Consider the following 23,573-nt stretch of genomic DNA (forward strand, 5'->3'; position numbering starts at 1 on the left):
ATGCGCGGCACTGGAACCTTCCCGCGCTGCCCGTGCTGGGGCGGCCGGGAAGCTGGTCGCACCGCGACATTTTTCCTCGCTACGGGAAAGCCGCTGGCGCTCGCCCACGACGAAGCGTCGTGGGCGCAGAACCGCAGGGCCGATCTCGTCTATCGCCGATCGGCTGGACGCCGCGGCCGACGCGGCGTCTACGTCACCCGCGTTCGACGCCCGATGCGCCTACCACCATCCTCCCCGATCTCCCGCGCGACGCAATCGCCGTCGGCGCACCTGCACGCGCCACGTGCGGCTCGTCAGCCGCGAATACGAGGCGCGCGGCCGGTCATGTGGGTGAAACCGGCCAAGCGTGACGACGCGTGCGCGCCCAGGGAAAGCAATCCGCTCCTCTCCACCCAGGGACGCGCCACCCAAGAACCAGCGCTTGCCCCGATCAATCTCCGATGACCGCAGCCGTGCGCGTGATCGCGCATGCACGATCAGCGCGCTGAACCCGATATGCAAAAAGCATGGAATAAGCGGCGCTCGCGATACGTGTTGCCGTTGCGTTGCGCGCGCTCGTACGAAATGGCTCGTCAAGCGATCTGCGCGGCGAAAGGAGGCTGAGATGAAACCGGCACGAGCGACCGCGGCGCTGATCGCGGTGTTGGCGCTGCTGCTGACGACCGGATGCACGTCGGCGGACGGCGGCGCTGCGCAAGGTTCCGGCATGAGCCGATACGGCGGCGCGGGCGGTACAGGCGGAGGCGGTAGCTACTGAAGCATCGTCGGCCGTTTGCGGGCGGAGCGTCGTGCGCGGGCGCCGCCGTAACGCTGCCGCATCGCGAGCGGCGCCCCGTTCAGCCCACGTCCGCATAAATGCCTTCACGTCGGTCGGTGTGGCGCCGCGGGCGCGCCGCTAGCTGCATACAGATTCCCAGACGACGAGCGAGATCACCGCCGCCGAGCACGCGCGCGACGCTCGGCATCCGCCGCGCGCTTTCCCCGCCCGCGAACCGAAGCGCGGCACGGCCCGCACCCGACATCGTTCGGATATAAGCCCTGGCGCGCCTTCCACATGAAATACTTATTGAAATCCTGATGACGGCCTCGCCGCAGGGCGCGACGACCAGTCGCGAGCCGTCGTCCGGAGCGTCCCACGCGCCATAACCGCGGCGCCGCACCGGGGAATCCGCGAGGCTCGCACGCGCGATGTTTCATGGTAATGTCGTCGCATCCGACTCACCGGTCATCCCACCCTCTGCCGCGCGCCGGCGACCGGTTGGAAACCGCCTCGTGTCCAGGTCAAAAACAACCATGGCAGTCAAGGCCCGCCTGCTGAACGCCGTTCTCTCCACGCCGCCCAGCGGCAATCACCACGTGACGGCTGCGCTGCGCCCGTCGATGCTCGTCACGCTGTTCGAAGACGTCCGCCCAATGGCGTTGTCCGGCATCGCGAGCGGCTTCGTCGCGGCGATCGCCCTGATCCGGCTGCAGCAACTCTGGTGTCTGATCTGGCTGTGCGTCGACGTCGGCCTGCTCGCCGCGCGGCTCGCCATTGCCCGCGCCTATGTCGTACACGACGCCGCCGGTGAAGGCCGCCCCGAATACTGGGCGCTGCGCTATGCGCCGGTGTCGCTCGCCGCGTGCTTCGTGCTCGGCCTCGGCGTCATGGGCTGCCTCGATTCGCCCGACATCGAACTCGGCACGCTGTCCGTGATGGTCGCGGGGGGGGTGTTCGGCGGGATCGCATCGCGCAATTCGGCGCTGCCGCGGCTCGCGATGACGCAGGTCACGCTCGGCGTCGTGCCGATCGCCATCGGCGCGCTGCTGGTCGAGCGGCCCGGCGCGTGGCTGCTGCTGCCGCCGCTCGCGATCTATCTCGCCGCCATGCGCACGGTCGTGCAACGCCATTACCGCGTGCTGGTCGCGCTGATCGCGGCGCGTCAGCGCAACGCCGAGCTCGTCACGCGCTTCGACGCGGCGCTCACCTACATGCCGCACGGCCTGTGCATGATCGACGGCGACAGCCGCGTGATCGTCGCGAACCGGCGCACCGCGCAGCTGTTCGGCTCGCCGCGCGAGATCATGCTCGACACGCCGCTGCCCGACGTGATCGCGGCGCTCGGCGCGAACGCGTCGACCGATTCCGACGGCGCCGGCCTCGCGGCGCAATGCGACGTCTGGCTGAGCCACGACGAGCCGGTGCCGCTCGACATCGAGCTTGCCGACGGCCGCCAGCTCGAGCTCACGCGCCATCGTGTGCCGGACGGCAATGCGGTGATCATCGTCGAGGACGTCACCGCCCGCCGCCAGACCGAGCAGCATATCCGGCACCTCGCGCGACACGATGCGCTGACCGGTTTGCCGAACCGTCACGAACTGCATGCTGCCCTGAAGCGGATGCTCTCGCAGCGGCCGCGCCTGCCGAGTCCCGCGCTCGCGGTCATGTATCTCGACCTGGACGGCTTCAAGTCGATCAACGACCGCTGCGGCCATCAGGCCGGCGACGAAGTGCTGATGCAGGTCGCCGAGCGGCTCGCGCGCGCACTGCCGCCCGGCGCGCTGGCGGCGCGCGTGGGCGGCGACGAGTTCATCGTCGCGCTCGACGACACCACGATGCACGAAAGCTCGCTCCTCGCCACGCGGATCATCGGCCAGATCTCGGCGCCCTACACGCTGTCGATCGGCGTGACCGTCAGCCTCGGGATCAGCATCGGCATCGCGCTCGACGACGGCCACGGCAACCCGGACGAGCTGATCCGGCAGGCCGACAGCGCGCTGTACGACGCGAAGTCGGCCGGCAAGGGCATCTATCGCTTCTATTCGGCAGGCAGCCACCGCCCCATCGCCCCGGCCACCGCGAACTGAACGGTAGCCTGTCCGCGCGTTCGCGCCTATCCCGCGGTTCATTTCTGCAACGCATCGCGCGCCGCCGCGCGCGTGCGCGTGTTTCGCGGCAGCCGCCCGTGTCACGTGACGTGTTCCGTAACATCGCCGGCGCGCGCGCCGCACGTTCGCCGCAGAAGCCTGCACGATCGCGGCCGCACGCGGGTTTTCGAGCTTGGCACCCTTATTGCTCCTTGACTGGAAAACAGAACGTCAGGGAGCCCGCACATGAATACCGTCGAAGTCATCAGCCGCGCAGAAACCGTCGATCGAGCGGACGTGATCGACGGCGCCTCGCTGATTCGGCGGCTCGTTTCCGAGCGCCGCATGCCGGCCGCCCGCGAAGCCGCATGCGTCGATAATCCGCCGCTGACGCTGTACGGCGCATTTCGCCAGGGCGTCGCCGATCACGCGGCGCGCCGCGCGAATCCGTATCGCGCGGGCAGCCGTTTCTGGGCGCTGTGGGAAGAAGGCCGTATCGAAGCTGAAACAGCCGGCCGTTGACGCGGCCGCCGGTCGAACGGCACGCGCGGCGCGGCTGCGGCCTCGTCCGACGCGCGTGGGCAGGCCGCTGCTCGTCGATCGGTGATTCACCACTGCAACACGCGGCGCGTACAGCACGCGCACTGCCGGGCGGCGGCCGATCGAGCCGCCGCCTTGCCACGCGTTTCCCGATAAGATGGCGGATTCCGTTCATCGAACGATGCCGCCATGACCGCTTCCCCGTCCCACCGAAATCCGATCCATTGCGAAATCGACCTCGATTCGCAAGGCAAGCACGCGGGCTATCTGCGCTTGCCGCATTCCGTGCATCGCTCCGCGTATGGCTGGCTGCCGATTCCGATCGCGTCGATCCGCAACGGCGAAGGGCCGGTCGTGCTCGTGATGGCCGGCAACCACGGCGATGAATACGAAGGCCAGATCATCGTGTCGCAGCTGATCCGCGAGATCGAGCCGGAGATGATCAGCGGGCAACTGATCCTGCTGCCGATGGCGAACTTTCCGGCGGCCGAGGCAGGCCAGCGCGTGTCGCCGCTCGACGGCGGCAACCTGAATCGCAGTTTCCCCGGCGACCCGACCGGCACGCCGACGCAGATCATCGCGGACTACATCGAGCATGCGCTGCTGTCGCGCGCGCAGTATCTCGTCGATCTGCACTCGGGCGGCAGCTCGCTGCTGTACCAGGGCGGCAACATGCTCGCCATCGATCCGCTCGATGCCGACGAGGCGGCGAAGCTCCACGGGCTGCTCGTCGCGTTCGGGCTGCCGAACGCGCTGCTGCATGCGCCGAACCCCGTGCATTCGGCGTCGGCCGCGCGCCGGCAGCGCGCGATCTCGATCGTCACCGAACTCGGCGGGGCGGGCATGGCCGATCCGGCGCTGATCCGGCTCGGCCGCCACGGGCTGCTGCACTACCTCGGCTATGTCGGGCTGCTGCACGGCGCACTCGTGCCCGATGCGCCGCCGACCGTCACGCGCTTCCTGCGCGTGGACGGCGATCGCCACTTCGTCTATGCATACGAGCGCGGGCTGTACGAACCGCTCGTCGAGCTCGGCGAGCGCGTGACGGCCGGCCAGCCGGCCGCGTGGGTGCACTTCCCCGATACGCCGCTGCGCGAACCGGTGCTGCATCGCTTCAAAGGCGACGGCGAAGTGGTCTGCAAGCGCGTGCCCGCGCAGGTGCAGCGCGGCGACTGCCTGTTTCAGCTCGCCGAAGCATCGACGCCGCCGACGGTCATCGGCTAGTTCGCCGTTCGCCGCCGCACAACCGCTTCATAACGCCGACCGCAACGCCATGCCCAACCTTCCGGGACACGCTCATGGGTGACGCGACCACCGCGCTGATCGACACGAAGATATCGCGCGCGTCGGCGCCGAACGCGGCACGTGCGCTCTACGCACGTCTCGTCGAGGGCGGCGTCATCGTTCCCGAGCTCCGCAGCGGGTTGTCGCTGGGCGCGCCCGCCTTTCCGTTGCGCGCCGACTTCCGCGGGCTGGATGATCTCGAAGGCTGGGGTTCGCCCGAGCGGAAAGTCGATGCCTACAGTCCCGTCGTCACACGCATCACGGCGATTCAGATCGACGTGACCGGTCACGGCTGGCAGACCGGCGCAACGGGGCGGCCGGAACTGGTGGCTTCTGCGGACAATAACGGCCTGTTCATGAACTACGACGGCGGTTTCAGCGTCAATTGCCCGTACTGCCGAGCGGCGATCGAACTCGGCGCAGACGGCAGCGACGAACTCGGTGAGGCGCTCGACGCGTGGTGCCGAGAACCGGAGTCGGCGCGGCTACGCTGCCCGTCGTGCGATTCGATCACGCCGGTGTCCGAATGGCGCTCGGTAAATTACGAATTCGCGGCCGGCCATCTCGGGATGACGCTCTGGGGCGAACACCTGCTGGGATTGGTCGAGCGTCCGTCGAGCGCAGCGGCCAAACACCTGAAGACGCTGTTTTCGGCGATCGAAGGCGCCGAGCCCGCGGTCGTGTTCTGCAATATCTGAGCGCTGCGCGCCTGATCGCCATCCTTGGTTCGATGCGCATGAGCTGCGAGACAACCGACGCGTGGGCCGCCTGTATCTGCATCACATGCAGGCCGAGCGATCACGGCCGCGCAACGCGCACACTCCATGCCCGCTGCAAGCCTTCTGACTTGCGCCGCGAAATCCTTATCGAAATTGCTTCGTTCGCCTTTGCGCGCCGCGCCGCTAACGTGTTCGGAACGGCGGCGGCACGCCCGATGCATCGCAGCACGCACTGAGCACTGAGGCCGCCGCCATCATGACAACCGCGTCGCGATAACGGCACTGACCGGACGGGCCGCATGCCCGGCCTTCGAACGGAACGTCCGCATCGCACGCCCCTCGCGATGCCCATGGCCACGAACGACCGCATCATCGACACGACGCCGCTCGACGTCCGCGCTCAGCCGCTGATCGACGCGCTGATCGACGAATACGCGACGCGCTACGACGCGTACCGCCCCGACAGCCGCGCGGCCGCGCGCGACGAACTCGCGCGCTACCCGGCTGAGCTGTTCGCGCCGCCCGATGGCGCGTTCGTGCTGCTGCTGCGCGACGGCGAGACGATCGGCGGCGGCGCATTCAAGCGCTACGACGCGCAGACCGCCGAGCTCAAACGCATCTGGACGCGCGCGGACCTGCGCCGCCAGGGGCTCGCACGCGCGATCGTCGACGCGCTCGAACAGCGCGCCGCGCGGCAGGGCTATCGGCGCGTCTACCTCACCACCGGCTTTCGCCAACCCGAGGCGTGGGCGCTGTACGACCGCACCGGCTATACGCGGCTGTTCGATGCGTCGATCGACCCCGAAGCGTATTTCCACCTGCGCTTCGGCAAGGACCTCGTCGATCCGTCGCGCACGTCGACGCTCGCCGACCTGTGGGCGCCGCTGCCCGAACCGGCCTTACCGCGCTGAACGCGCCGCGTCGTCGCAAGCGTTTCCGACTCCATCCCAGAAAAACCGTCAACTCCAGGATGCATTCATGCAACGAGCCGTTCCTTTCTCGCCGCGCGCCGTGCGCACGCTGGCGGCCGCGCTGATCGGCGCGACCGCGATCGCCGCGGCGGCCGCGACCTTCGACCTGAGCCCCGAGCAGCACGGCCGCCCGCGCGGCACGGCCGATGCGGCCGTACAACGCGCGGTGCCGCCGACGTTCAAGTTCGCCGAGGCCGGCACGCTGACGATCGGCATCGCGCCGAGCCTGCCGCCGATCAGTACCTACGCGACCGACGCGCGCACGGTGATCGGCTTCGACGCCGACATCGGCCAGCTCGTGTCCGACAGTCTCGGCCGCAAGCTGAAGATCATCCCGCTCGCGTGGGCCGACTGGCCGCTCGCGCTCGAATCCGGGAAAGTCGACGCGGTGATCTCGAACGTGACCGTCACCGAGGAGCGCAAGCAGAAGTTCGATTTCTCGACCTACCGCAAGGACCAGGTCGGCTTCTACGTGCGCAACGACAGCAAGATCCAGTCGATTCGCGAGCCGAAGGACGTCGCCGGGCTGCGCATCGTGACCGACGCCGGCACCAACCAGGAAAAGATCCTGCTCGCGTGGGACCGCGAGAACGTCGCGCATGGCCTGAAGCCCGTGCAGGTCCAGTACTACGACGACCAGGCGATGCGCATCGTCGCCGTGCAGTCGGGCCGTGCGGATGCCGTGTTCAGCGTGAACTCCGTGCTCGCCTACCAGAGCGCGCAGCAAGGCAAGACACGCGCGGTCGGGGCGATCAGCGGCGGCTGGCCGCGCACCGCCGACATCGCGATCGCGACGCGCCGCGGCAGCGGCCTCGCCGATCCGCTGACCGTCGCGCTCAACGGGCTGATTCGCAGCGGCAGCTACCGGCAGGTCCTCGAGCGCTGGAGCCTCGGGGCCGAAGCGATCGACCAGTCGCGCACGAATCCGCCCGGCCTGCCGAAGAGCTGAGCGGCCCCTTCCCTGACGCCCCCGCGAGAACGCCCATGTCATATTCGCTTTCCTTGCTGGACAAGAGTCCGATCGCCGACGGCGCGAGCGCGGCCGACGCGCTGCGTTTCACGACGACACTCGCGCAGCGCGCCGAACAGCTCGGCTACGAGCGCTTCTGGGTCGCCGAGCATCACGGCGCGCCGGGCCTCGCGAGTTCCGCGCCCGAGATCGTCGTCGCGCATCTGCTGGCGCATACGTCGCGCATCCGCGTGGGTTCGGGCGGCGTGATGCTGCAGCACTACAGCCCGTTCAAGGTCGCCGAGACGTTCAAGCTGCTCGCCGCGCTCGGGCCGGGCCGCGTCGATCTCGGCATCGGCAAGGCGCCGGGCGGGCTGCCGCTGACGACGCGCGCGCTCCAATGGGGCCACGACCACGCGCGCAAACCCGACTTCGCGACACAGCTCGCGACGCTCGACGCATTCCTCGGCTGGGGTGTCGCCGAAGATCATCCGCTCGCCGGCGCGGTCGCGCTGCCGGTGCCGCCGCACGCGCCCGAACGCATCCTGCTCGGCGGCTCGCCCGACAGCGGCGCGCTCGCCGCCCGCCATGGCTGGCGCTTCTGCTACGCCGGCCACTTCAACGGCGACGACGCGAACCTCGAACGCTCGCTCGCCGCATACCGCGATGCGGGCGGCACGCGACCGCTCGTTGCGCTGTACGCGGTCGCCGCCGCGACCCGCGACGAAGCGGAACGACTGATCGGCGCGCTCAGGATCTTCAAGCTGCAATTCGCCGGCGGCTCGAGCTTCAACCTCGCGAGCGCACAAGCCGCCGCCGAATTCGCGCGGCAAAGCGGCGCGTCCGATTACCGGATCGACGAACTGCGCCCGACCGTGCTGGCCGATACGCCCGAGCGCATCCATCGCGCGCTCGACGCGCTCAGCCGCCGGCTCGACGTCGATGCGTTCGTGATCGACTCACCGGTGACCGATTACGCCGCGCGGCTCGCGTCGACCGAATGGCTGGGCGGTGCGCAGTCGATCAGCCGCGCGCAACCGGCCGTCGCGGCCGAACGCGCCCCTTCCCCCGACCACAACGCGTGACACGCCCATGACGACCCGACGATCGATCCCCTTCGGCCTGATGCTGCAAGGCGCAGGCAGCCACATGAACGCGTGGCGGCATCCGAGCAACCCGCCGGACGCGAGCATCAACCTGGACTTCGCGATCGGCATCGCGCGCAAGGCGGAGGCCGCCGGCATCGCGTTCGCGTTCGTCGCCGACGGCCTCTACATCAACGAGAAGTCGATCCCGCATTTCCTGAACCGCTTCGAGCCGCTGACCGTGCTGTCGGCGCTCGCGGTCGCGACGAAGAAGATCGGGCTCGCGGGCACGATCTCCACGTCGTACAGCGAGCCGTTCACGGTCGCGCGCCAGCTCGCGTCGCTCGATGCGATCAGCGGCGGCCGCGCGGGCTGGAACGTCGTGACGACGCCGCTCGAAGGCACGGCGAAGAATTTCGGCAAGGTGCATCCCGAGCATGCGTTGCGCTACGAGATCGCCGATGAATATCTCGAGGTCGTGCAAGGGCTGTGGGACAGCTGGGACGACGGCGCGTTCGTGCGCGATCGTACGAGCGGCCGCTTCTTCGATCGCGACAAGCTCCACACGCTCGACCATCACGGCCGCTTCTTTCAGGTCGCCGGCCCGCTGAACATCCAGCGCTCGCCGCAGGGGCAGCCGGTGATCTTTCAGGCCGGCTCGTCCGACACCGGCATCGGGCTCGCCGGCAAGTATGCGGACGCGGTGTTCACGCATTCGCCGTCGCTCGACGAAACCGCCGCATTCACGCGCCGCGTGAAGCAAAGCGCGGTCGAGCACGGGCGCCAGCCGGGCGACGTGAAGGTGTTCCCCGGCGTGGGCCCGATCGTCGGCCGCACCGCGGCCGAAGCCGAAGACAAATACCAGGCGATCCGTGCGCTGCTGACGATCGACGAGGCGCTCGCGTATCTAGGCCGCTACTTCGATCACCACGACTTTACGCAGTACGCGCTCGATGCGCCATTCCCCGAACTCGGCGAGATCGGCCGCAACAGCTTCCGCTCGACCACCGACCGCATCAAGGCCGACGCGAAGCGCAAAAACCTTACGCTGCGCGAGACGGCGCTCGCCGTCGCGACGCCGCGGCCGAACTTCATCGGCACCGCCGAGCACGTCGCCGACGAGTTGATCCGCTGGCACGACGCCGGGGCAGGCGACGGTTTCATCCTCGGCTTCCCGGTGCAGGCACAGGGCGTCGACGACTTCGTCGACCTCGTGATTCCGATCCTCGAGGCGCGCGGCCGCTACAGCCGCGACCTGCCGGGCAGCACGCTGCGCGATCACCTCGGCCTGCCGCGCAAGGCGAGCCGTTACGCGCCGCGCGACGCCGTGCAGCAGCAGAGCGACGCGGCCGAAGCGCACGCATGACGCCGCTGCGCCGCCGCGTCGAGCGCGGCGCTTACCACCGACGACCCGATCGAGGACTCTCACCGACATGAGCGACACGACCCATCTCGGCGGCGCGCTGGCGCCGCTGCCTTCCCCGGACGCGCAAGGCGCGCACGCGCGTCTTCGCATCGTGCCGGCGCGGCACCGGTCGCGCCTGGCCGGCACCATGCTCGCGCTCGTGCTGATCGCGCTGGCGCTATATTCGATCCTCGGCAATCCGCAATGGGGCTGGCCGGTGTTCGCCGAGTGGTTCCTGTCGCCGCCCGTGCTGTCGGGGCTCGCGCGCACGCTCGTGCTGACCGCGCTCGGCGCGGTGTTCGGCTTCGCGCTCGGCGCACTGGTCGCGCTCGCGCGGCTGTCACGCTCGCGCCTGCTCGCCGCGAGCGCGTGGACGTTCGTGTGGCTGTTCCGTTCGATTCCGCTGATCGTGCTGCTGCTGATCCTCAACAACCTCGGCTATCTGTACGAGCACGTGCGGCTCGGCGTGCCGTTCACCGACATCGTCTGGTTCGACACACCGACCACCGACCTGATCTCCCCGTTCTTCGCGGCCGTCCTCGGCCTCACGCTGAATCATGCGGCGTTTTCCGCCGAAGTGATCCGCGGCGGCATCCTTGCGGTCGATCAGGGCCAGCTCGAAGCGGCCGCCGCGCTCGGGCTGCCGCGCGGCCGTCAGACCACGCGGATCGTGTTGCCGCAGGCGATGCGCGCGATCCTGCCGACGGCATTCAACGATCTGATCACGCTCGCCAAGGGCACGTCGATGGTGTACGTGCTCGCGATGCCCGAGTTGTTCTATACGGTGCAGGTGATCTATCGCCGCAACCTCGACGTGATCCCGCTGCTGATGGTCGCGACCGTCTGGTATCTGATCATCCTGACCGTGCTGTCCGCGATCCAGGTGCAGGTCGAACGCCACTATGCGCGCGGCGCGCTGCGCAATCCGCCGCCGTCGGCGTTGACCTTCGTGCTGGCGCTCGCCCGCGCGCTGTGGCGGCGTACCGCGGCACGCAACGCGACCGCGCGCGCGGTTGCCGTCGGCGACGCTGCAGCCGTTGCGCCGCCGCTCGTCGGCGGCGACGTGGCCGTGCACAACGTGTCGAAGCAGTACGGGCCGCAGCACGTGCTCGACAACGTGTCGTTCGTCGCGCCGCGCGGCAGCGTGACGGTAATCGTCGGGCCGTCCGGCTCCGGCAAGTCGACGCTGCTGCGCACGATCAATCATCTGGAACGCGTCGACGACGGCTTCATCGACATCGACGGCGAGCTGATCGGCTATCGACGTGAAGGCGACGTGCTGTACGAGCTCAACGAGCGCGACGTGCTGAAGCGCCGCGCGGCGGTCGGCATGGTGTTCCAGAACTTCAATCTGTTCCCGCATCTGACCGTGCTGGAGAACCTGATCGAGGCGCCGGTCGCCGTCGGCGGCGTCGCGCACGATGCGGCCGAGCGCACCGCGCGCGCGTTGCTGGCACGCGTGGGCCTCGCCGACAAGGCCGATGCGTATCCGCGCCAGCTGTCCGGCGGTCAGCAGCAGCGCGTCGCGATCGCGCGGGCGCTCGCGCTGCGTCCGAAGGTGCTGCTGTTCGATGAGCCCACGTCGGCGCTCGATCCCGAACTCGTCAACGAAGTCCTCGACGTGATCAAGGAACTCGCGCGCTCCGGCACGACGCTCGTGATCGTCACGCACGAGATCGGCTTCGCACGCGAAGTCGCCGACAACGTGCTGTTCATGGAGCGCGGACGCATCGTCGAGTCGGGGCCGCCCGCAGTCGTCCTCGATGCGCCGGCGCATCCGCGCACGCGTGCGTTCCTGGCGCGCGTCCTGTGATGCGCGCCGCCCTTCCGCTGCGAGGCCTGCACCGATGACCGACCGACGCCTGTTCATCACCGCCGCGCTGGCCGCCGTCGCGAGCCTGCGCTCGCACGCCGTATTCGCCGAAGCCGCGACGGCCGACCTCGACCCGCGCCAGGCCGGCCGCATCCGCGCCGCGCGCGACGCCGCCGCGATCCGCGCGGCCGGCAACTATCGCTGGGTGCGCGACGGCGCATTCACCGTCGCGATCGCGCCGCACGCGCCGCCCGTGTCGACCTATGCGACCGACGCACGCACGGTGGTCGGCGCCGATCCGGATTATGCGCAGCTCGTCGCCGATGCACTGGGCCGCGCGCTGCTGCTCGTACCGATCGCATGGGCCGACTGGCCGCTCGGGCTCGCGTCCGGCAAGTACGACGCCGTGATCTCGAACGTGGGCGTGACCGAGAAGCGCAAGGAGAAGTTCGACTTCACGACCTACCGGCTCGGACTGCACGGGTTCTACGTGCGCAGCGCGAGCCCGATCGCGAGGATCGCCGAACCGAAGGACATTGCGGGCCTGCGCGTGATCACCGGCGCGGGAACGAGCCAGGAGCGCATCCTGCTCGAATGGAGCCGGCGCAATGTCGCACAAGGGCTGAAGGCGACCGAGCCGCTCTATTTCGACGACGATGCGGCAGCGCGCGTCGCGCTGCTGTCCGGTCGCGCCGACGCCGAACTGAATCCGAATGCGTCGCTCGCGTACGAGGCCGCGCGTGACGGCAAGATCCGTCGAGTGGGTGTCGTGAACGCGGGATGGCCGGTGAAGGCGGACGTCGCGATCGCGACGCGCCGCGGCAGCGGGCTGGCGCCGGCGCTGACGCTCGCGACCAACACGCTGATCGACAACGGCCGCTACGGCCAGGCGCTGGCACGCTGGGGATTGCAGAGCGAGGCGCTCGCGCGCGCGGAAACGAATCCGCCGGGGCTGCCGTCGTTTTGATTCGATGCGGCGGTGGGGCTGCCGTCGCATGCTACCGGCAGCGCGGGTAACGTGGCGCGGTTCGGGTTGCGCGTCTTCCGCGAAATTCGATCGATCGGCTCGTGCGCTTGATCGGCATACCGTCGAGCCGCGCTGCCGGCGGCTTCAGGCGCGTGCGCACTGCCACGCAGATCGCGATGCGCGGCGAATGCGCACGAACCATCACGATGAGATCGATGCGCACGCGGCGCTGCGCTGGCGCCGTTCACGGGTGATCGCCGGTCGCGGCGACATCGTCACCGCGCGGCAGCCGTCTGTTGCGCGGCGGCCGCAAACGCGCCCGCATACGAGCGGTCGAGCAGTTTCGTCGTGTCGTAGGCAACCGGGATCACGCCGGCCTTGTGCAGGAAGTCGGCGGTATTCTGCGCGTCCTTCGCGGCAGCGTCGTCGACGGGGCCCACGCGCTGGTGCGCATTGCCGAGCCAGCGATACGCGACGTCCGGCTCGAGCTGCGCACGCTTCGCCCACAGCTGCGCGTATTCGCGCGGATGACTGTCGACCCACTGGCGCGCCGCCACCACGCGCTTCAGGAAATCGGTGATCTCCGCGCGTTTGCCGGCTGCGGCCTCGTCGTTCGCGGCGACGAAGCTGAGCGCGGGCATCAGCCCCTGCGCGGTCGTCACCGGCCGCGCACCCTGCCGCAGCGCGAGCGTGCTGACGAACGGCTCCCATAACGACACGGCGTCAACCGAGCCGTTCGCGAGCGCATTGGTCGCGTCGATCGGCATCAGGTATGCGTACTTGACGGAATCCATCCGCAGGCCCGCGTGTTCGAGTGCGCGCAGCACCAGTTGCTGGCTCCACGCACCGCGCCACACCGCAATGGTTTTGCCCTGCAGGTCGGCCACCGTGCGCACGGGCGAATTCTTCGGTACGAGGATCGCGACGCCGTCGAGGCTCTGCCGCGACACCGCCACCACTTTCACCGGCGCGCCGCGTGCGGCCAGCGTCAGCAGCGCGGAATCGCCGAGGAAGCCGACGTCGATCGCATTGCCGCTCAGGCTTTCGGCGACCGGCGCGGCGGCCTGGAAGTGCTTCCACTCGATCGCGTAACGCACGTCCTTCAGCACGCCGGACGCTTCCATCGACGCCTGGATGTTGAAGTAATTCTGTTCACCGACGCGCAGCGTGACGGTGTCTTTCGCGATGCCCGGCTGCGCGGCGAGCGCGAGCAGCAGCGCGGTGACGATTCGGCTCGACAACGTGATTTTCTCCGGTAGTTGACTGGCGTGCGCATCGCAGCAGCGCCGGATAGCGCATCGAACGAAGCACACGGCGCACGCCATGAAACCGTCGACGATACGTCGATCGCCGGCATCGAACAAACGCAATATTCTGCTATCGAAAGGCGCAAATCTTCGATGGCAGGACGGCGCGCATGCCGATGTTGCAACGCGCCACGGGAAAGCCGTTCGAGGACATCCTCGACAGATATTTCGTACGCGAAATACACCGAGAACTATATTTCGCATGCAAATTACCTTTCTGAACGAGGACGGACATGACATCGGAACCCATCGCGTTTTCCGCCGCCGACGGCTATGCGCTGCGCGGCACGCTCTGGTCGCCGGACGCGCCGCCGCGCGCGCTGGTGCTGATCCACCCGGCGACCGCCGTGCCCGAGCGCTTGTACGCCGGCTTCGCACGCTTTCTGACGACGCGCGGCTTCGCGGCGCTGACCTACGACTATCGCGGGATCGGCGCATCGCGGCCCGCGCGGCTCAACAAGCTGCAGGCCCGCATGCGCGACTGGATCGAACTCGACGTCGGCGCGGCCATCGCATGGGCGCGCGACACGCACCGCGCACTGCCGCTGCTGGCGGTCGGGCACAGCGTCGGTGGCCACGCGGTCGGCCTGTCGGCCGGCACCGCGCATCTGCGCGCCGCCGTGCTGGTCGCCGCCCACGCGGGCAGCACGCGGTTGATCGAAAGTGCGGCCGAACGCCTGAAGGTGCGCCTGATCCTGCACGTGCTCGGTCCGCTCGCGTCGGCGCTGCTCGGCTACGTGCCGGGCAAGCGGCTCGGGCTCGGCGAGGACCTGCCGGCCGGCGTGTTCCGCGAATGGAGCCGCTGGACCGCGCTGCCGCACTACTTCTTCGACGATCCGACGCTCGGCGCGGCCGAGCGCTTTTCGAAACAGCGGCTGCCGATTCTCGCGGTCGGCTTCGACGACGATCCGTGGGCCAATCGGCGCGCCATCGACCTGCTGGTAAGCTACCTGACCGGAGCGGCCGTCGAACGCCGGCAGATCGATCCGCACGCGGCGGGCACCGGCCCGGTCGGGCACATGGGCTTCTTCCGCAGCCGGCCGGGCGCCGTGCTGTGGCCGGGCGTCGCCGACTGGCTCGCGCAGGCGCTCGACGCGCGCCGCGACGCCGACCGCCCATCCCTTTCCATCGCAGCCGGGAACCGAGCTTGAGCGAACATCGACGACTGTTTTTTCTGTTGAACATCGGCCAGCGGCGCGTACAGCGCTGGGTCGACCGCAAGGCCGAGACCGACGCGCGCGCGAGCGCCGCGCAGGCCGGCGTGCTGTTCTTCCTCGCGAAGCAGGACGGCGCGCTGATCGGCGAAGTCGGCGCGGCGCTGCAACTCGCGCCGTCCGCGATGACGGGGCTCGCCGACCGGATGGCGAAGGCCGGCCTGCTCACGCGCCACGCCGATTCGGACGATGGGCGCGCAACGCGTCTGTTCCTCACCGACGAAGGTCATGCGGCGCTCAAGCGCGCGCGCGTGTTGCTGCGCGAGCTGAACGGCAAGCTGTCCGACGGCTTCTCCGACGACGAACTCGACGTCGTCGCGCGCTGGCTGAACGCCTTGCAGCAGCGCTTTCCGGCCGAGCGCTGACCGCCGGCGCGGCGCGCCGCATCGGCTGCGTGCACCGCGTTCCGCACCTAATCGATAGCGATTCCAATTCGCGCTTCGATTCGGTTTCCGAAGTTTTTCGAAGGAAAATTTTGCGCGCCTGCGCGAGCCGTTTCGGCAACGCTTTCCGGCTACGCTCTGTTACAAAAAATTGCCCCCCGCGCCGCATACGGATCACCTACATTCCATTCCACTTCGATGCATTCGTCGTAGGCGCCGACCAAGCAACGAAAAGCAATGAAAACGAAGCGGAGTCTCACCGACGTGCTGGCGGGATCCAGCACCTGCGGCTTGCGATGACCGAAGCGGCTTCCTGATCGCCCGATCCGTCTCGTGCACGGCATCCGTTGCCGTGCGCCGGTTCGTGTCGGCTCGCCATGCCATCGCTGCCGCACCTCAACGAGGAGCAGTCCATGCGACGCCAGATCGTGTTCCACTCGCCCGTCACCCGCCTCACCCGCCTGACTCGACTCAGCCGATTTAGCCGACTCTCCGGCGCGCTGGCGATGGCCGCCGTCGCGACCGCGGCCCATGCCGACCCGGTCGTCGTGTCGGGGCCCAGCCCGTTCGCCGCCTGCACCATCGGCGGCCCCGGCACGAACTACGTGAACGCCGAGGTCGAGCCCTGGCTGTCGGTGAACCCCGCGAATCCGACCAACATGATCGCGGTATGGCAACAGGACCGCTGGTCGAACGGCGGCGCGCACGGGCTCGTCGCCGGCTACACGTTCGACGGCGGCTCGACCTGGGCGCGCACGCCGCAACCGTTCAGCGCCTGCGCGCCGGGCGGATTGAAGTACGAGCGCGCGTCCGATCCGTGGGTGTCGTTCGGGCCGGACGGCACCGCGTACTCCGTGTCGATCTCGTTCAATCAGTCGAACAACAGCAACGCGGTCGCGGCGTCCGTGTCGGCCGATGGCGGGCAAACGTGGAGCCGCCCGGCCGTGCTGATCGCGAACGACGAACCGACGACGCAGTTCTTCAACGACAAGGAATCGGTCACCGCGAACCCGGTGAAGGCCGGCACCGCGTATGCGGTGTGGGACCGCCTCGAGCTGCCCAACGGCAACCCGTATGCGAACCTGCACACGCAGGCGTACCGCGGGCCGACGTTCTTCTCGAAGACGACCGATGGCGGCAAGACCTGGAGCGCGGCGAAGGTGATCGTCGACGTGCCGTCGCGCCAGCAGACGATCGGCAACCAGATCGTCGTCGATCCGAAGACGGGCACGCTGTACGACTTCTTCGATCTGATCCAGCCGCCGTTCAACAAGGCGGCCGGCAAGGTCGCGTTCATCAAGTCGAGCGACGACGGCGCGACGTGGAGCAAGCCGCAGGTGATCGCCGCGCTGCAGACGGCCGGCGTGACCGACCCGAACACCGGCGAACCGGTGCGCACCGGCGACATCATTCCGGAGCCCGCGATCGATGCCGCGTCCGGACAGCTCTACGTCGTCTGGCAGGACGGTCGATTCAACGGCGGCAACTACGACGAGATCGCGCTATCGACGTCGAAGGATGGCGGCGCGAGCTGGAGCGCGCCGCTGCAGGTAAACACGCCGACCGGGCGTGCGGCGTTCAATCCGTCGGTGCGGGTCGACAGCGCCGGGGCGGTGATGGTCACCTACTACGACTTCCGCGACCTCGCGGCCGGCAACACGACGACGCTGCCGACCGGATTCTGGCGCAAGATCTCGCACGACGGCGGTGCGACGTTCGCCGACGAGCGGCGCGTCGGCGGTCCGTTCGACATGAAGCTCGCGCCGAACGCGGAAGGCTTTTTCATCGGCGACTACCAAGGGCTCGACGTGCTGCCGTCTTCGTCGTTCCACCCGCTGTTCGTGCAGACCAACGCGGGCAACCTGACGAACCGCACCGACGTGTTCTTCGCGCCGTGATGCGCACGTAAGCGCAGCGCAGCCGCGACGTTTCGCGCGTCGCGGCTGCGCATCCGACGCTGGCGCGTCACTGCATGTCGGTCAGCACGATGCGCCCGTCGATCTTCCCTTCGCGCAAACGGGTGAAGATGTCGTTGATGTTGCCGAGCCGGTCGCGATGGATATGCGCGCGCACGAGGCCGTCCGCAGCGAAATCGAGCGACTCCTGCAGATCGCGGCGCGTGCCGACGATCGAGCCGCGCACCGTGATGCCGTTCAGCACGGTCGAGAAGATCGGCAGCGGAAAATCGCCCGGCGGCAAGCCGTTGAGCGCGACCGTGCCGCCGCGCCGGACCATCCCGAGCGCCTGCGCGAACGCGCTGCGCGATACGGCCGTGACCAGCACGCCGTGCGCACCGCCGATTTCCTTCTGGATGACCTTCGCCGGATCGTCGACCGATGCGTCGATCGTCAGCTCCGCGCCCAGTTGCCGCGCGAGCTCGAGCTTCGCCGGCGACACGTCGATGGCCGCGACGTGCAGGCCCATCGCCCGCGCGTACTGCACGGCCACGTGGCCGAGGCCGCCGATGCCGGAAATCGCGAGCCACTGGCCCGGACGCGTATCGGTGACGCGAATGCCCTTGTAGACCGTCACGCCCGCGCACAGGATCGGCGCGATCTCGTCGAAGGCGACCTGCGCCGGCAGATGGCCGACGTAGTTCGGATCGGCCAGCACGTATTCCGCGTAGCTGCCGTTGACCGAGTAGCCCGTGTTCTCCTGTCCGTGGCACAGCGTTTCCCAGCCCGTGTGGCAGTACTCGCAATGGCCGCACGCCGTGTACAGCCACGGCACGCCGACGCGATCGCCTTCGCGCACATGCGTGACGCCCGCGCCGACTGCCGCGACGATGCCGACCCCTTCGTGGCCGGGAATGAACGGCAGCGTCGGCTTCACGGGCCAGTCGCCGTCGGCGGCGTGCAGGTCGGTATGGCAGACGCCCGTCGCCTTGATGTTGACGAGAATCTGGCCGGGGCCGGGCGTCGGCACCGGGACTTCCTCGATACGCAACGGTTCGCCGAATGCGTGAACGACGGCCGCTTTCATGGTTTGGGTCATGCCCTGCTCCTGTCTGGTCGATGACCGGGCCAGTATCCGGGCTCGAGACCGCAACGACTTGATACGTATCAACGCTACGGGAAACGCACGCGATTGCGGCCGGTTCGCAGCGCGCCGTCGTGTGCAGCGCGGCCGTGCGCACGCTCGCAGCACCGCCTCGGGCCGTTGGCCGGCGTCGCCGATGAAGCGGTACGTCGGCGCATGGGCGGCATCGTCCCGGTTTGAATCAGAAATGATATAACGTATCATTATCGATGCTCGTCCGTCGTCATGGTGCGTTATCGACACGGCCGGGCGCCGCCGGATCGGATCCGCAGCGGGTCGGTGCGCGCACGCGATGAAACAATATATCGTTTCGATGTGTGCTCGCCGGGCTGACATTCCGATCCGATTTCTACACAAATTCCAATGTCTTCACCGCTCATGCGCGACCTTCGCCGTCTACCGCTTCGCCGGCTTCAGCCCGTCTCTCTGATGCTGTTCGCCGCCGTCACGCCCGCCCATGCGGCCGACCCGCCTGCCACGTCGCCGCCCGCGCCGCTGGCGCCGATATTCGTGACCGCGAACCCGCTCGGCGACACCGACCCGATCGCCGCCACCACGCAGTTGAGCGGCGACGCGCTCACGCGCCGCCAGGCCGATTCGCTTGGGGAAACGCTCGACGGCCTGCCCGGCGTGTCGACCACGACTTACGGGCCGATGGTCGGCCGGCCGATCATCCGCGGCATGGACGGCGACCGGATCCGGCTGCTGCAGAACGGCGTCGCCGCCTACGATGCGTCGTCGCTGTCGTACGACCATGCGGTGCCGGAGGACCCGCTGTCGATCGAGCGCATCGAGATCGTGCGCGGGCCGGCCGCGCTGCTGTACGGCGGTAATGCGGTCGGCGGCGTGGTCAATACGATCGACAACCGCATTCCGCGCGAAGCGATCGAAGGCGTGACGGGCGCGCTCGACGCGCGCTACGGCGGCGCGAACGCAGTGCGCGCCGGCGCCGCCCAGGTCGAAGCCGGCAACGGCCACTTCGCGTTTCACGTCGACGCGTTCGATCGCGAGACCGGCAAGCTGCGGATTCCCGGCTATGCGCGCAGCAGCGCACTGCGCTCGACGGACGACGCCGACACGCCGCAACCCTCCGGGAGCGTTCCGAACAGCGACGGCCGCGTGCACGGCGGCGCGGTCGGCAGCGCGTACACGTGGGCCGACGGTTTCGCCGGCCTGTCGTACAGCGGCTACGAATCGAACTACGGTTCGGTCGCGGAAGACGGCGTGCGCCTGCGGATGCGCCAGGAGCGCGTCGCGTTCGCGTCCGAGATGCGCAATCTCGACGGCCCGTTCACGAAGCTGAAATTCGACTTCGCGTACACCGACTATCGGCACAAGGAGGTCGACGACGGCGAAACCGCGACCGTGTTCCGCAACCGCGGCTACGAGGCGCGCATCGAAGCGCGGCACCGGCGCATCGGCCCGTTCGAAGGCGCACTCGGCGTGCAGTTCGGCCAGAACACGTTCTCCGCGCTCGGCGACGAAATGCTCGTGCCGTCGACGCGCACCAACAGCGTCGCGCTGTTCGGCCTCGAGGAATGGCAGGTCGCCCCGGCGCTGAAGCTGAGCGTCGGCGGACGGTTCGAGCACGTGCAGGTCGATCCCGATCCGGCCGGGATCGCGAAGTTCGCCGACGCGCGAGCGCGCGACTTCAACGCCGGCAGCGTGTCGGCCGGCGCATTGCTGTCGCTGACGCCCGTGTGGTCTGTCGCGGCAAACGTCGCGTACACGGAACGCGCCCCGACCTTCTACGAGCTCTACTCGAACGGCCCGCACGATGCGACCGGGCAGTTCCTGATCGGCAACCCGAACGCGTCGAAGGAAAAGGCCGTATCGACCGACCTGTCGCTGCGTTATGCGAGCGGCCCGAACCGCGGCAGCGTCGCGGTGTTCTACAACCGCTTCTCCAACTACCTGGCCGAGTACAACACGGGCCGGATCGTCGACGACCACGGCGACCCGGTCGCGCCCGGCACCGCCGATGCGCTCGACGAGGCGATCTACCGCGGCGTGCGCGCGGAGTTCTATGGCGTCGAGCTCGACGGCAAGTGGCGCGCGTTCGCGCAGCGCGGCCACACGATCGATCTGGAACTCACCGCCGACTACACGCACGCGCGCAACGTCGACACCGGCCAGCCGCTGCCGCGCATCGCACCGCTGCGCGCGACGCTCGCCGCCGACTACGGCTACGGCCCGTTCGGCGCACGCGCACAGCTCACGCGCGCGTGGGCGCAGCATCGCGTGCCCGACAACGACTTCCCGACGGACGGCTACACGTCGCTCGGCGTGCTGCTGACCTACAAGTTCCGCGTCGGCGCGACGCACTGGCTCGCGTTCCTGCGCGGCGATAACCTGACGAACCAGGAAATCCGCTACGCGACGTCCGTCGTGCGCACCTTCGCGCCGCAAGGCGGCCGCAGCGTGATGGCCGGCCTGCGTACGACGTTCTGACGTTCTGACCGCCGACCGGTCCGCGACGCAGGTCGCGGGCCGGTCGGCGGCGGGAAACTGCGCGTTCGCGCGTCTCGCGCACTGAGTGCGTGGTCACGAGGTCCGGACACACACCACCGACAGCGGGCTCGAGCTGACCGAAGTCCGACAGGCGCACTAGCATCCGCAGGATCAACTCGCCAACTGAAGGACACGATGGCGAGCGCGCCTGACACGACCGATCGCGCACGTGAACGCGTCGCCGAGATCGTGTGGAGCGCGGCCGGCTACGAATCCGTCGCGCGCGACATCGTCGAACTCGCGCACGGACCGGCAAGCAAGCCGAAGCGAGCGCCGATATCGACGACTTCTGCAAACCGTTGCTCGCGCAACTTGTTCGTGCGGACGACGCGTATGCAACCTGCACGTATGAGCGCGGGGTAGTGATCGCGCAGGGATGCGTCGACCGCTGCGCAACCGAGCGCAACGTGCCGCCGGCCATCGGCTCAATCGCGGTCGCGATTCAGCGACGCACGAACAGCGCTTGCGCGTTTTTATCGGCTCGATGCGCAATTTTTATTCCCGAAGATCCGATACGGCACACGACGCGTATTGCGACCGCGCGCCATTCCGTTCAACCCGGACGCGCACTTTTAAATCAGGCGAATGACGAGTATGCTTAAAAAGCACTCCACGTTCGGACGGCGAATCGCAGCCCCTGATTCCCTGCCGATCGTACCGCGGCCCCATCGCGCCTCGCGTCGGTGGCGGCGTCCGCCTCGCGCCCTGGCCGCACGAACCTTCCCCAACCATTCGCAGGAGAGCTGGTGAGCCGACTCGTCGTCGTATCCAATCGCATTGCAGATCCCCGTAAAGCCGCCGCCGGCGGCCTTGCCGTAGCCGTGAAAGACAGCCTGCAGGAATCGGGCGGCGTCTGGTTCGGCTGGAGCGGCAGGCTGCGCAGCGAGGGCGAGCGACCCGCGCAGGGCGACGACGTGCAGATCCAGAACGTCGGCGGGATCCAGCTCGCGACGATCGATCTCGATCCGCAGGATTACGACGCGTACTATCTCGGCTACTCGAACAACGTGCTATGGCCGGTGTTCCACTACCGGCTCGATCTCGCGCAGTTCGACCGCCGCTTCGCCGACGGCTACCGACGCGTGAACCAGCTGTTCGCGCGCAAGCTCAGCACGCTGCTGCGGCCGGACGACACCATCTGGGTTCACGACTATCAACTGATTCCGCTCGCCGCCGAACTGCGCGCGATGGGCTGCACGAATCCGATCGGCTTCTTCCTGCATATTCCGATGCCGCCGCCGCCGATCATGGCCGCGATTCCGGAGCACGAATGGCTGATGCGCGCGCTGTTTGCGTACGACCTCGTCGGCTTTCAGACCGAATCCGATCTGCTGCACTTCGAGCACTACGTCGAGGCCGAGGCCGGCGCCGCGCGTCTGCCCGACGGTCGCCTGCGTGCGTTCGGCCGCACGCTGTCGGCCGGCGCGTTTCCGATCGGCATCAACGTCGACGAATTCGCGGCGCTGGCGGAGAATCGCGACGGCATCGACATGTTCGAGCGGATGCGCGATGAATATTCGCGCCGTCAATTGCTCGTCGGCGTCGATCGTCTCGATTACACGAAGGGCCTGCCGCAACGCGTGCATGCGTTCCGTCAGTTGCTCGAACAGTATCCGGAGAATCGCGACCGCGCGACGCTGATCCAGATCGCCGCGCCGAGCCGCGAGGATCTCGGCGCCTACGACGACCTGCGGCGCGAGATGGACAGTCTGTGCGGTGCGATCAACGGCGACTACGGCGAGCTCGAGTGGATGCCAATGCGCTACATTCATCGGACCGTTGCGCGCAAGCGCTTGCCCGGCCTCTATCGCGCAAGCCGTGTCGCGCTCGTTACGCCGCTGCGAGACGGGATGAACCTGGTCGCGAAGGAGTTTCTTGCCGCGCAGGACGAGGCTGATCCCGGCGTGCTCGTGCTGTCGCGCTTCGCCGGCGCAGCCGAGCAACTGAAGCCCGCGCTGCTCGTCAATCCGTACGACACGCAGGGCACCGCGCAGGCGATTCAACGCGCACTCACGATGCCGCTCGACGAGCGCCGCCAGCGCCACAACGCGCTGATGGCGATCGTGCGCAAGACCGATGTGCACTGGTGGCGCACGCGCTTTCTCGATGCGCTGACCGAAGCGGCCGAAGTTGCGGCGGCGGCTGCGTCCTGATTTGCGTTCGCGGGTACGCCGTTATGCGACGTGGGTAGCGCATGCGCTTTCTTGATACGCCGACCGAAGCGACCGAAGTCGATGCGGCCGCTGCGTCCTGACTGACGATCGCGGGCGAGGTGCGATTGCGCATCGCATCGTTCGCATCGTTCGCATCGTTCGCATCGTTCGCATCGTTCGCGCGCGACAGCACCGACGCCGCGAACGTTCCGCCGTGATCCGCAATTCTGCGTAGTCCGGTCCTGTCGAAGACGTTTCTTCAGATCGTATCGATCAGTCGCATCGCGCATCCGGCCGCGCACGCGTGCGCGCCATTCGCAAAACGCGAGCAGCCACGCAGACAAAAATGCCACCGCGCCCGCATCTCGCCACGTCGCTCAATCGGA

18 protein-coding genes and 1 pseudogene are annotated in these 23,573 nt (G+C 68.3%); 17 read left to right on the forward strand and 2 right to left on the reverse strand.

All coding sequences use genetic code 11. The features are described from left to right. Positions 1–75 precede the first annotated feature (75 nt). The 12 genes and pseudogenes from EX20_RS32270 to EX20_RS24950 all read left to right on the forward strand — a co-directional run. A pseudogene (locus EX20_RS32270) lies at positions 76–159 on the forward strand (peptidoglycan-associated lipoprotein); the annotation flags it as partial. A gap of 445 nt (positions 160–604) precedes the next feature. Then, a complete protein-coding gene (locus tag EX20_RS32635) occupies positions 605–757 on the forward strand; it encodes a hypothetical protein (RefSeq protein WP_014724861.1) in 153 nt (50 codons plus the stop codon). 536 nt (positions 758–1,293) lie between these two features. Next, a complete protein-coding gene (locus tag EX20_RS24900; RefSeq protein ID WP_011882260.1) occupies positions 1,294–2,847 on the forward strand; it encodes a sensor domain-containing diguanylate cyclase in 1,554 nt (517 codons plus the stop codon). A gap of 246 nt (positions 2,848–3,093) precedes the next feature. Further along, positions 3,094–3,369, forward strand: a complete 276-nt coding sequence (locus EX20_RS24905; RefSeq protein WP_034195079.1) for a hypothetical protein — start codon at positions 3,094–3,096, stop codon at positions 3,367–3,369. A 207-nt stretch (positions 3,370–3,576) separates the two neighbouring features. Beyond that, on the forward strand, positions 3,577–4,611 hold the full coding sequence (locus EX20_RS24910) for a succinylglutamate desuccinylase/aspartoacylase family protein (RefSeq protein WP_034195080.1): 1,035 nt from the start codon (positions 3,577–3,579) through the stop codon (positions 4,609–4,611). A gap of 200 nt (positions 4,612–4,811) precedes the next feature. Continuing rightward, a complete protein-coding gene (locus tag EX20_RS24915) occupies positions 4,812–5,369 on the forward strand; it encodes a hypothetical protein (RefSeq protein ID WP_231572289.1) in 558 nt (185 codons plus the stop codon). 371 nt (positions 5,370–5,740) lie between these two features. Continuing rightward, a complete protein-coding gene (locus EX20_RS24920) occupies positions 5,741–6,301 on the forward strand; it encodes a GNAT family N-acetyltransferase (protein WP_034195082.1) in 561 nt (186 codons plus the stop codon). Between the two features lie 67 nt (positions 6,302–6,368). Further along, a complete protein-coding gene (locus tag EX20_RS24925) occupies positions 6,369–7,310 on the forward strand; it encodes an ABC transporter substrate-binding protein (protein WP_034195083.1) in 942 nt (313 codons plus the stop codon). Between the two features lie 35 nt (positions 7,311–7,345). Then, positions 7,346–8,395: an LLM class flavin-dependent oxidoreductase gene (locus tag EX20_RS24930; protein ID WP_034195084.1), complete on the forward strand. Its 1,050-nt coding sequence runs from the start codon at positions 7,346–7,348 to the stop codon at positions 8,393–8,395. Between the two features lie 7 nt (positions 8,396–8,402). Next, positions 8,403–9,761: an LLM class flavin-dependent oxidoreductase gene (locus EX20_RS24935; RefSeq protein WP_034195085.1), complete on the forward strand. Its 1,359-nt coding sequence runs from the start codon at positions 8,403–8,405 to the stop codon at positions 9,759–9,761. 67 nt (positions 9,762–9,828) lie between these two features. Continuing rightward, the gene (locus EX20_RS33215) at positions 9,829–11,613 is read left to right on the forward strand and encodes an amino acid ABC transporter permease/ATP-binding protein (protein ID WP_072465326.1); all 1,785 of its coding nucleotides are present in this window, start codon (positions 9,829–9,831) and stop codon (positions 11,611–11,613) included. A gap of 34 nt (positions 11,614–11,647) precedes the next feature. After that, positions 11,648–12,580, forward strand: coding sequence for an ABC transporter substrate-binding protein (locus EX20_RS24950; RefSeq protein WP_011882269.1), 933 nt, complete (start codon positions 11,648–11,650; stop codon positions 12,578–12,580). A 275-nt stretch (positions 12,581–12,855) separates the two neighbouring features. On the opposite strand, the gene EX20_RS24960 is transcribed toward EX20_RS24950, so the two are convergent. Beyond that, positions 12,856–13,821 carry an ABC transporter substrate-binding protein gene (locus EX20_RS24960; protein WP_034195263.1) on the reverse strand — a complete coding sequence of 322 codons (966 nt, stop codon included), beginning with the start codon at positions 13,819–13,821 and terminating at the stop codon, positions 12,856–12,858. A gap of 299 nt (positions 13,822–14,120) precedes the next feature. On the opposite strand from EX20_RS24960, the gene EX20_RS24965 reads away from it, so the two are divergent. The 3 genes from EX20_RS24965 to EX20_RS24975 all read left to right on the forward strand — a co-directional run bounded on the left by EX20_RS24965 (position 14,121) and on the right by EX20_RS24975 (position 17,382). Then, positions 14,121–15,038 carry an alpha/beta hydrolase family protein gene (locus tag EX20_RS24965; RefSeq protein WP_034195086.1) on the forward strand — a complete coding sequence of 306 codons (918 nt, stop codon included), beginning with the start codon at positions 14,121–14,123 and terminating at the stop codon, positions 15,036–15,038. Next, positions 15,035–15,466 carry a MarR family winged helix-turn-helix transcriptional regulator gene (locus tag EX20_RS24970; protein WP_034195087.1) on the forward strand — a complete coding sequence of 144 codons (432 nt, stop codon included), beginning with the start codon at positions 15,035–15,037 and terminating at the stop codon, positions 15,464–15,466. Before EX20_RS24965 ends, EX20_RS24970 begins: the two co-directional genes overlap by 4 nt. A gap of 431 nt (positions 15,467–15,897) precedes the next feature. Further along, positions 15,898–17,382, forward strand: coding sequence for a sialidase family protein (locus EX20_RS24975; protein ID WP_034195088.1), 1,485 nt, complete (start codon positions 15,898–15,900; stop codon positions 17,380–17,382). Between the two features lie 67 nt (positions 17,383–17,449). On the opposite strand, the gene adhP is transcribed toward EX20_RS24975, so the two are convergent. After that, entirely contained in the window at positions 17,450–18,478 is a 1,029-nt protein-coding gene (adhP, locus tag EX20_RS24980; protein WP_014724850.1) for an alcohol dehydrogenase AdhP, read from the reverse strand. A gap of 474 nt (positions 18,479–18,952) precedes the next feature. Between adhP and EX20_RS24985 the strand changes: the two genes are divergently transcribed. Continuing rightward, positions 18,953–20,974 carry a TonB-dependent receptor gene (locus tag EX20_RS24985; RefSeq protein WP_034195089.1) on the forward strand — a complete coding sequence of 674 codons (2,022 nt, stop codon included), beginning with the start codon at positions 18,953–18,955 and terminating at the stop codon, positions 20,972–20,974. A gap of 806 nt (positions 20,975–21,780) precedes the next feature. After that, positions 21,781–23,187 (forward strand): alpha,alpha-trehalose-phosphate synthase (UDP-forming), encoded by a 1,407-nt coding sequence (gene otsA, locus EX20_RS24995; RefSeq protein WP_014724847.1) that lies wholly within the window; start codon positions 21,781–21,783, stop codon positions 23,185–23,187. Positions 23,188–23,573: the final 386 nt, after the last annotated feature.

It is taken from the genome of Burkholderia sp. WP42, assembly GCF_000745665.1.
GTDB lineage: Bacteria > Pseudomonadota > Gammaproteobacteria > Burkholderiales > Burkholderiaceae > Burkholderia > Burkholderia vietnamiensis.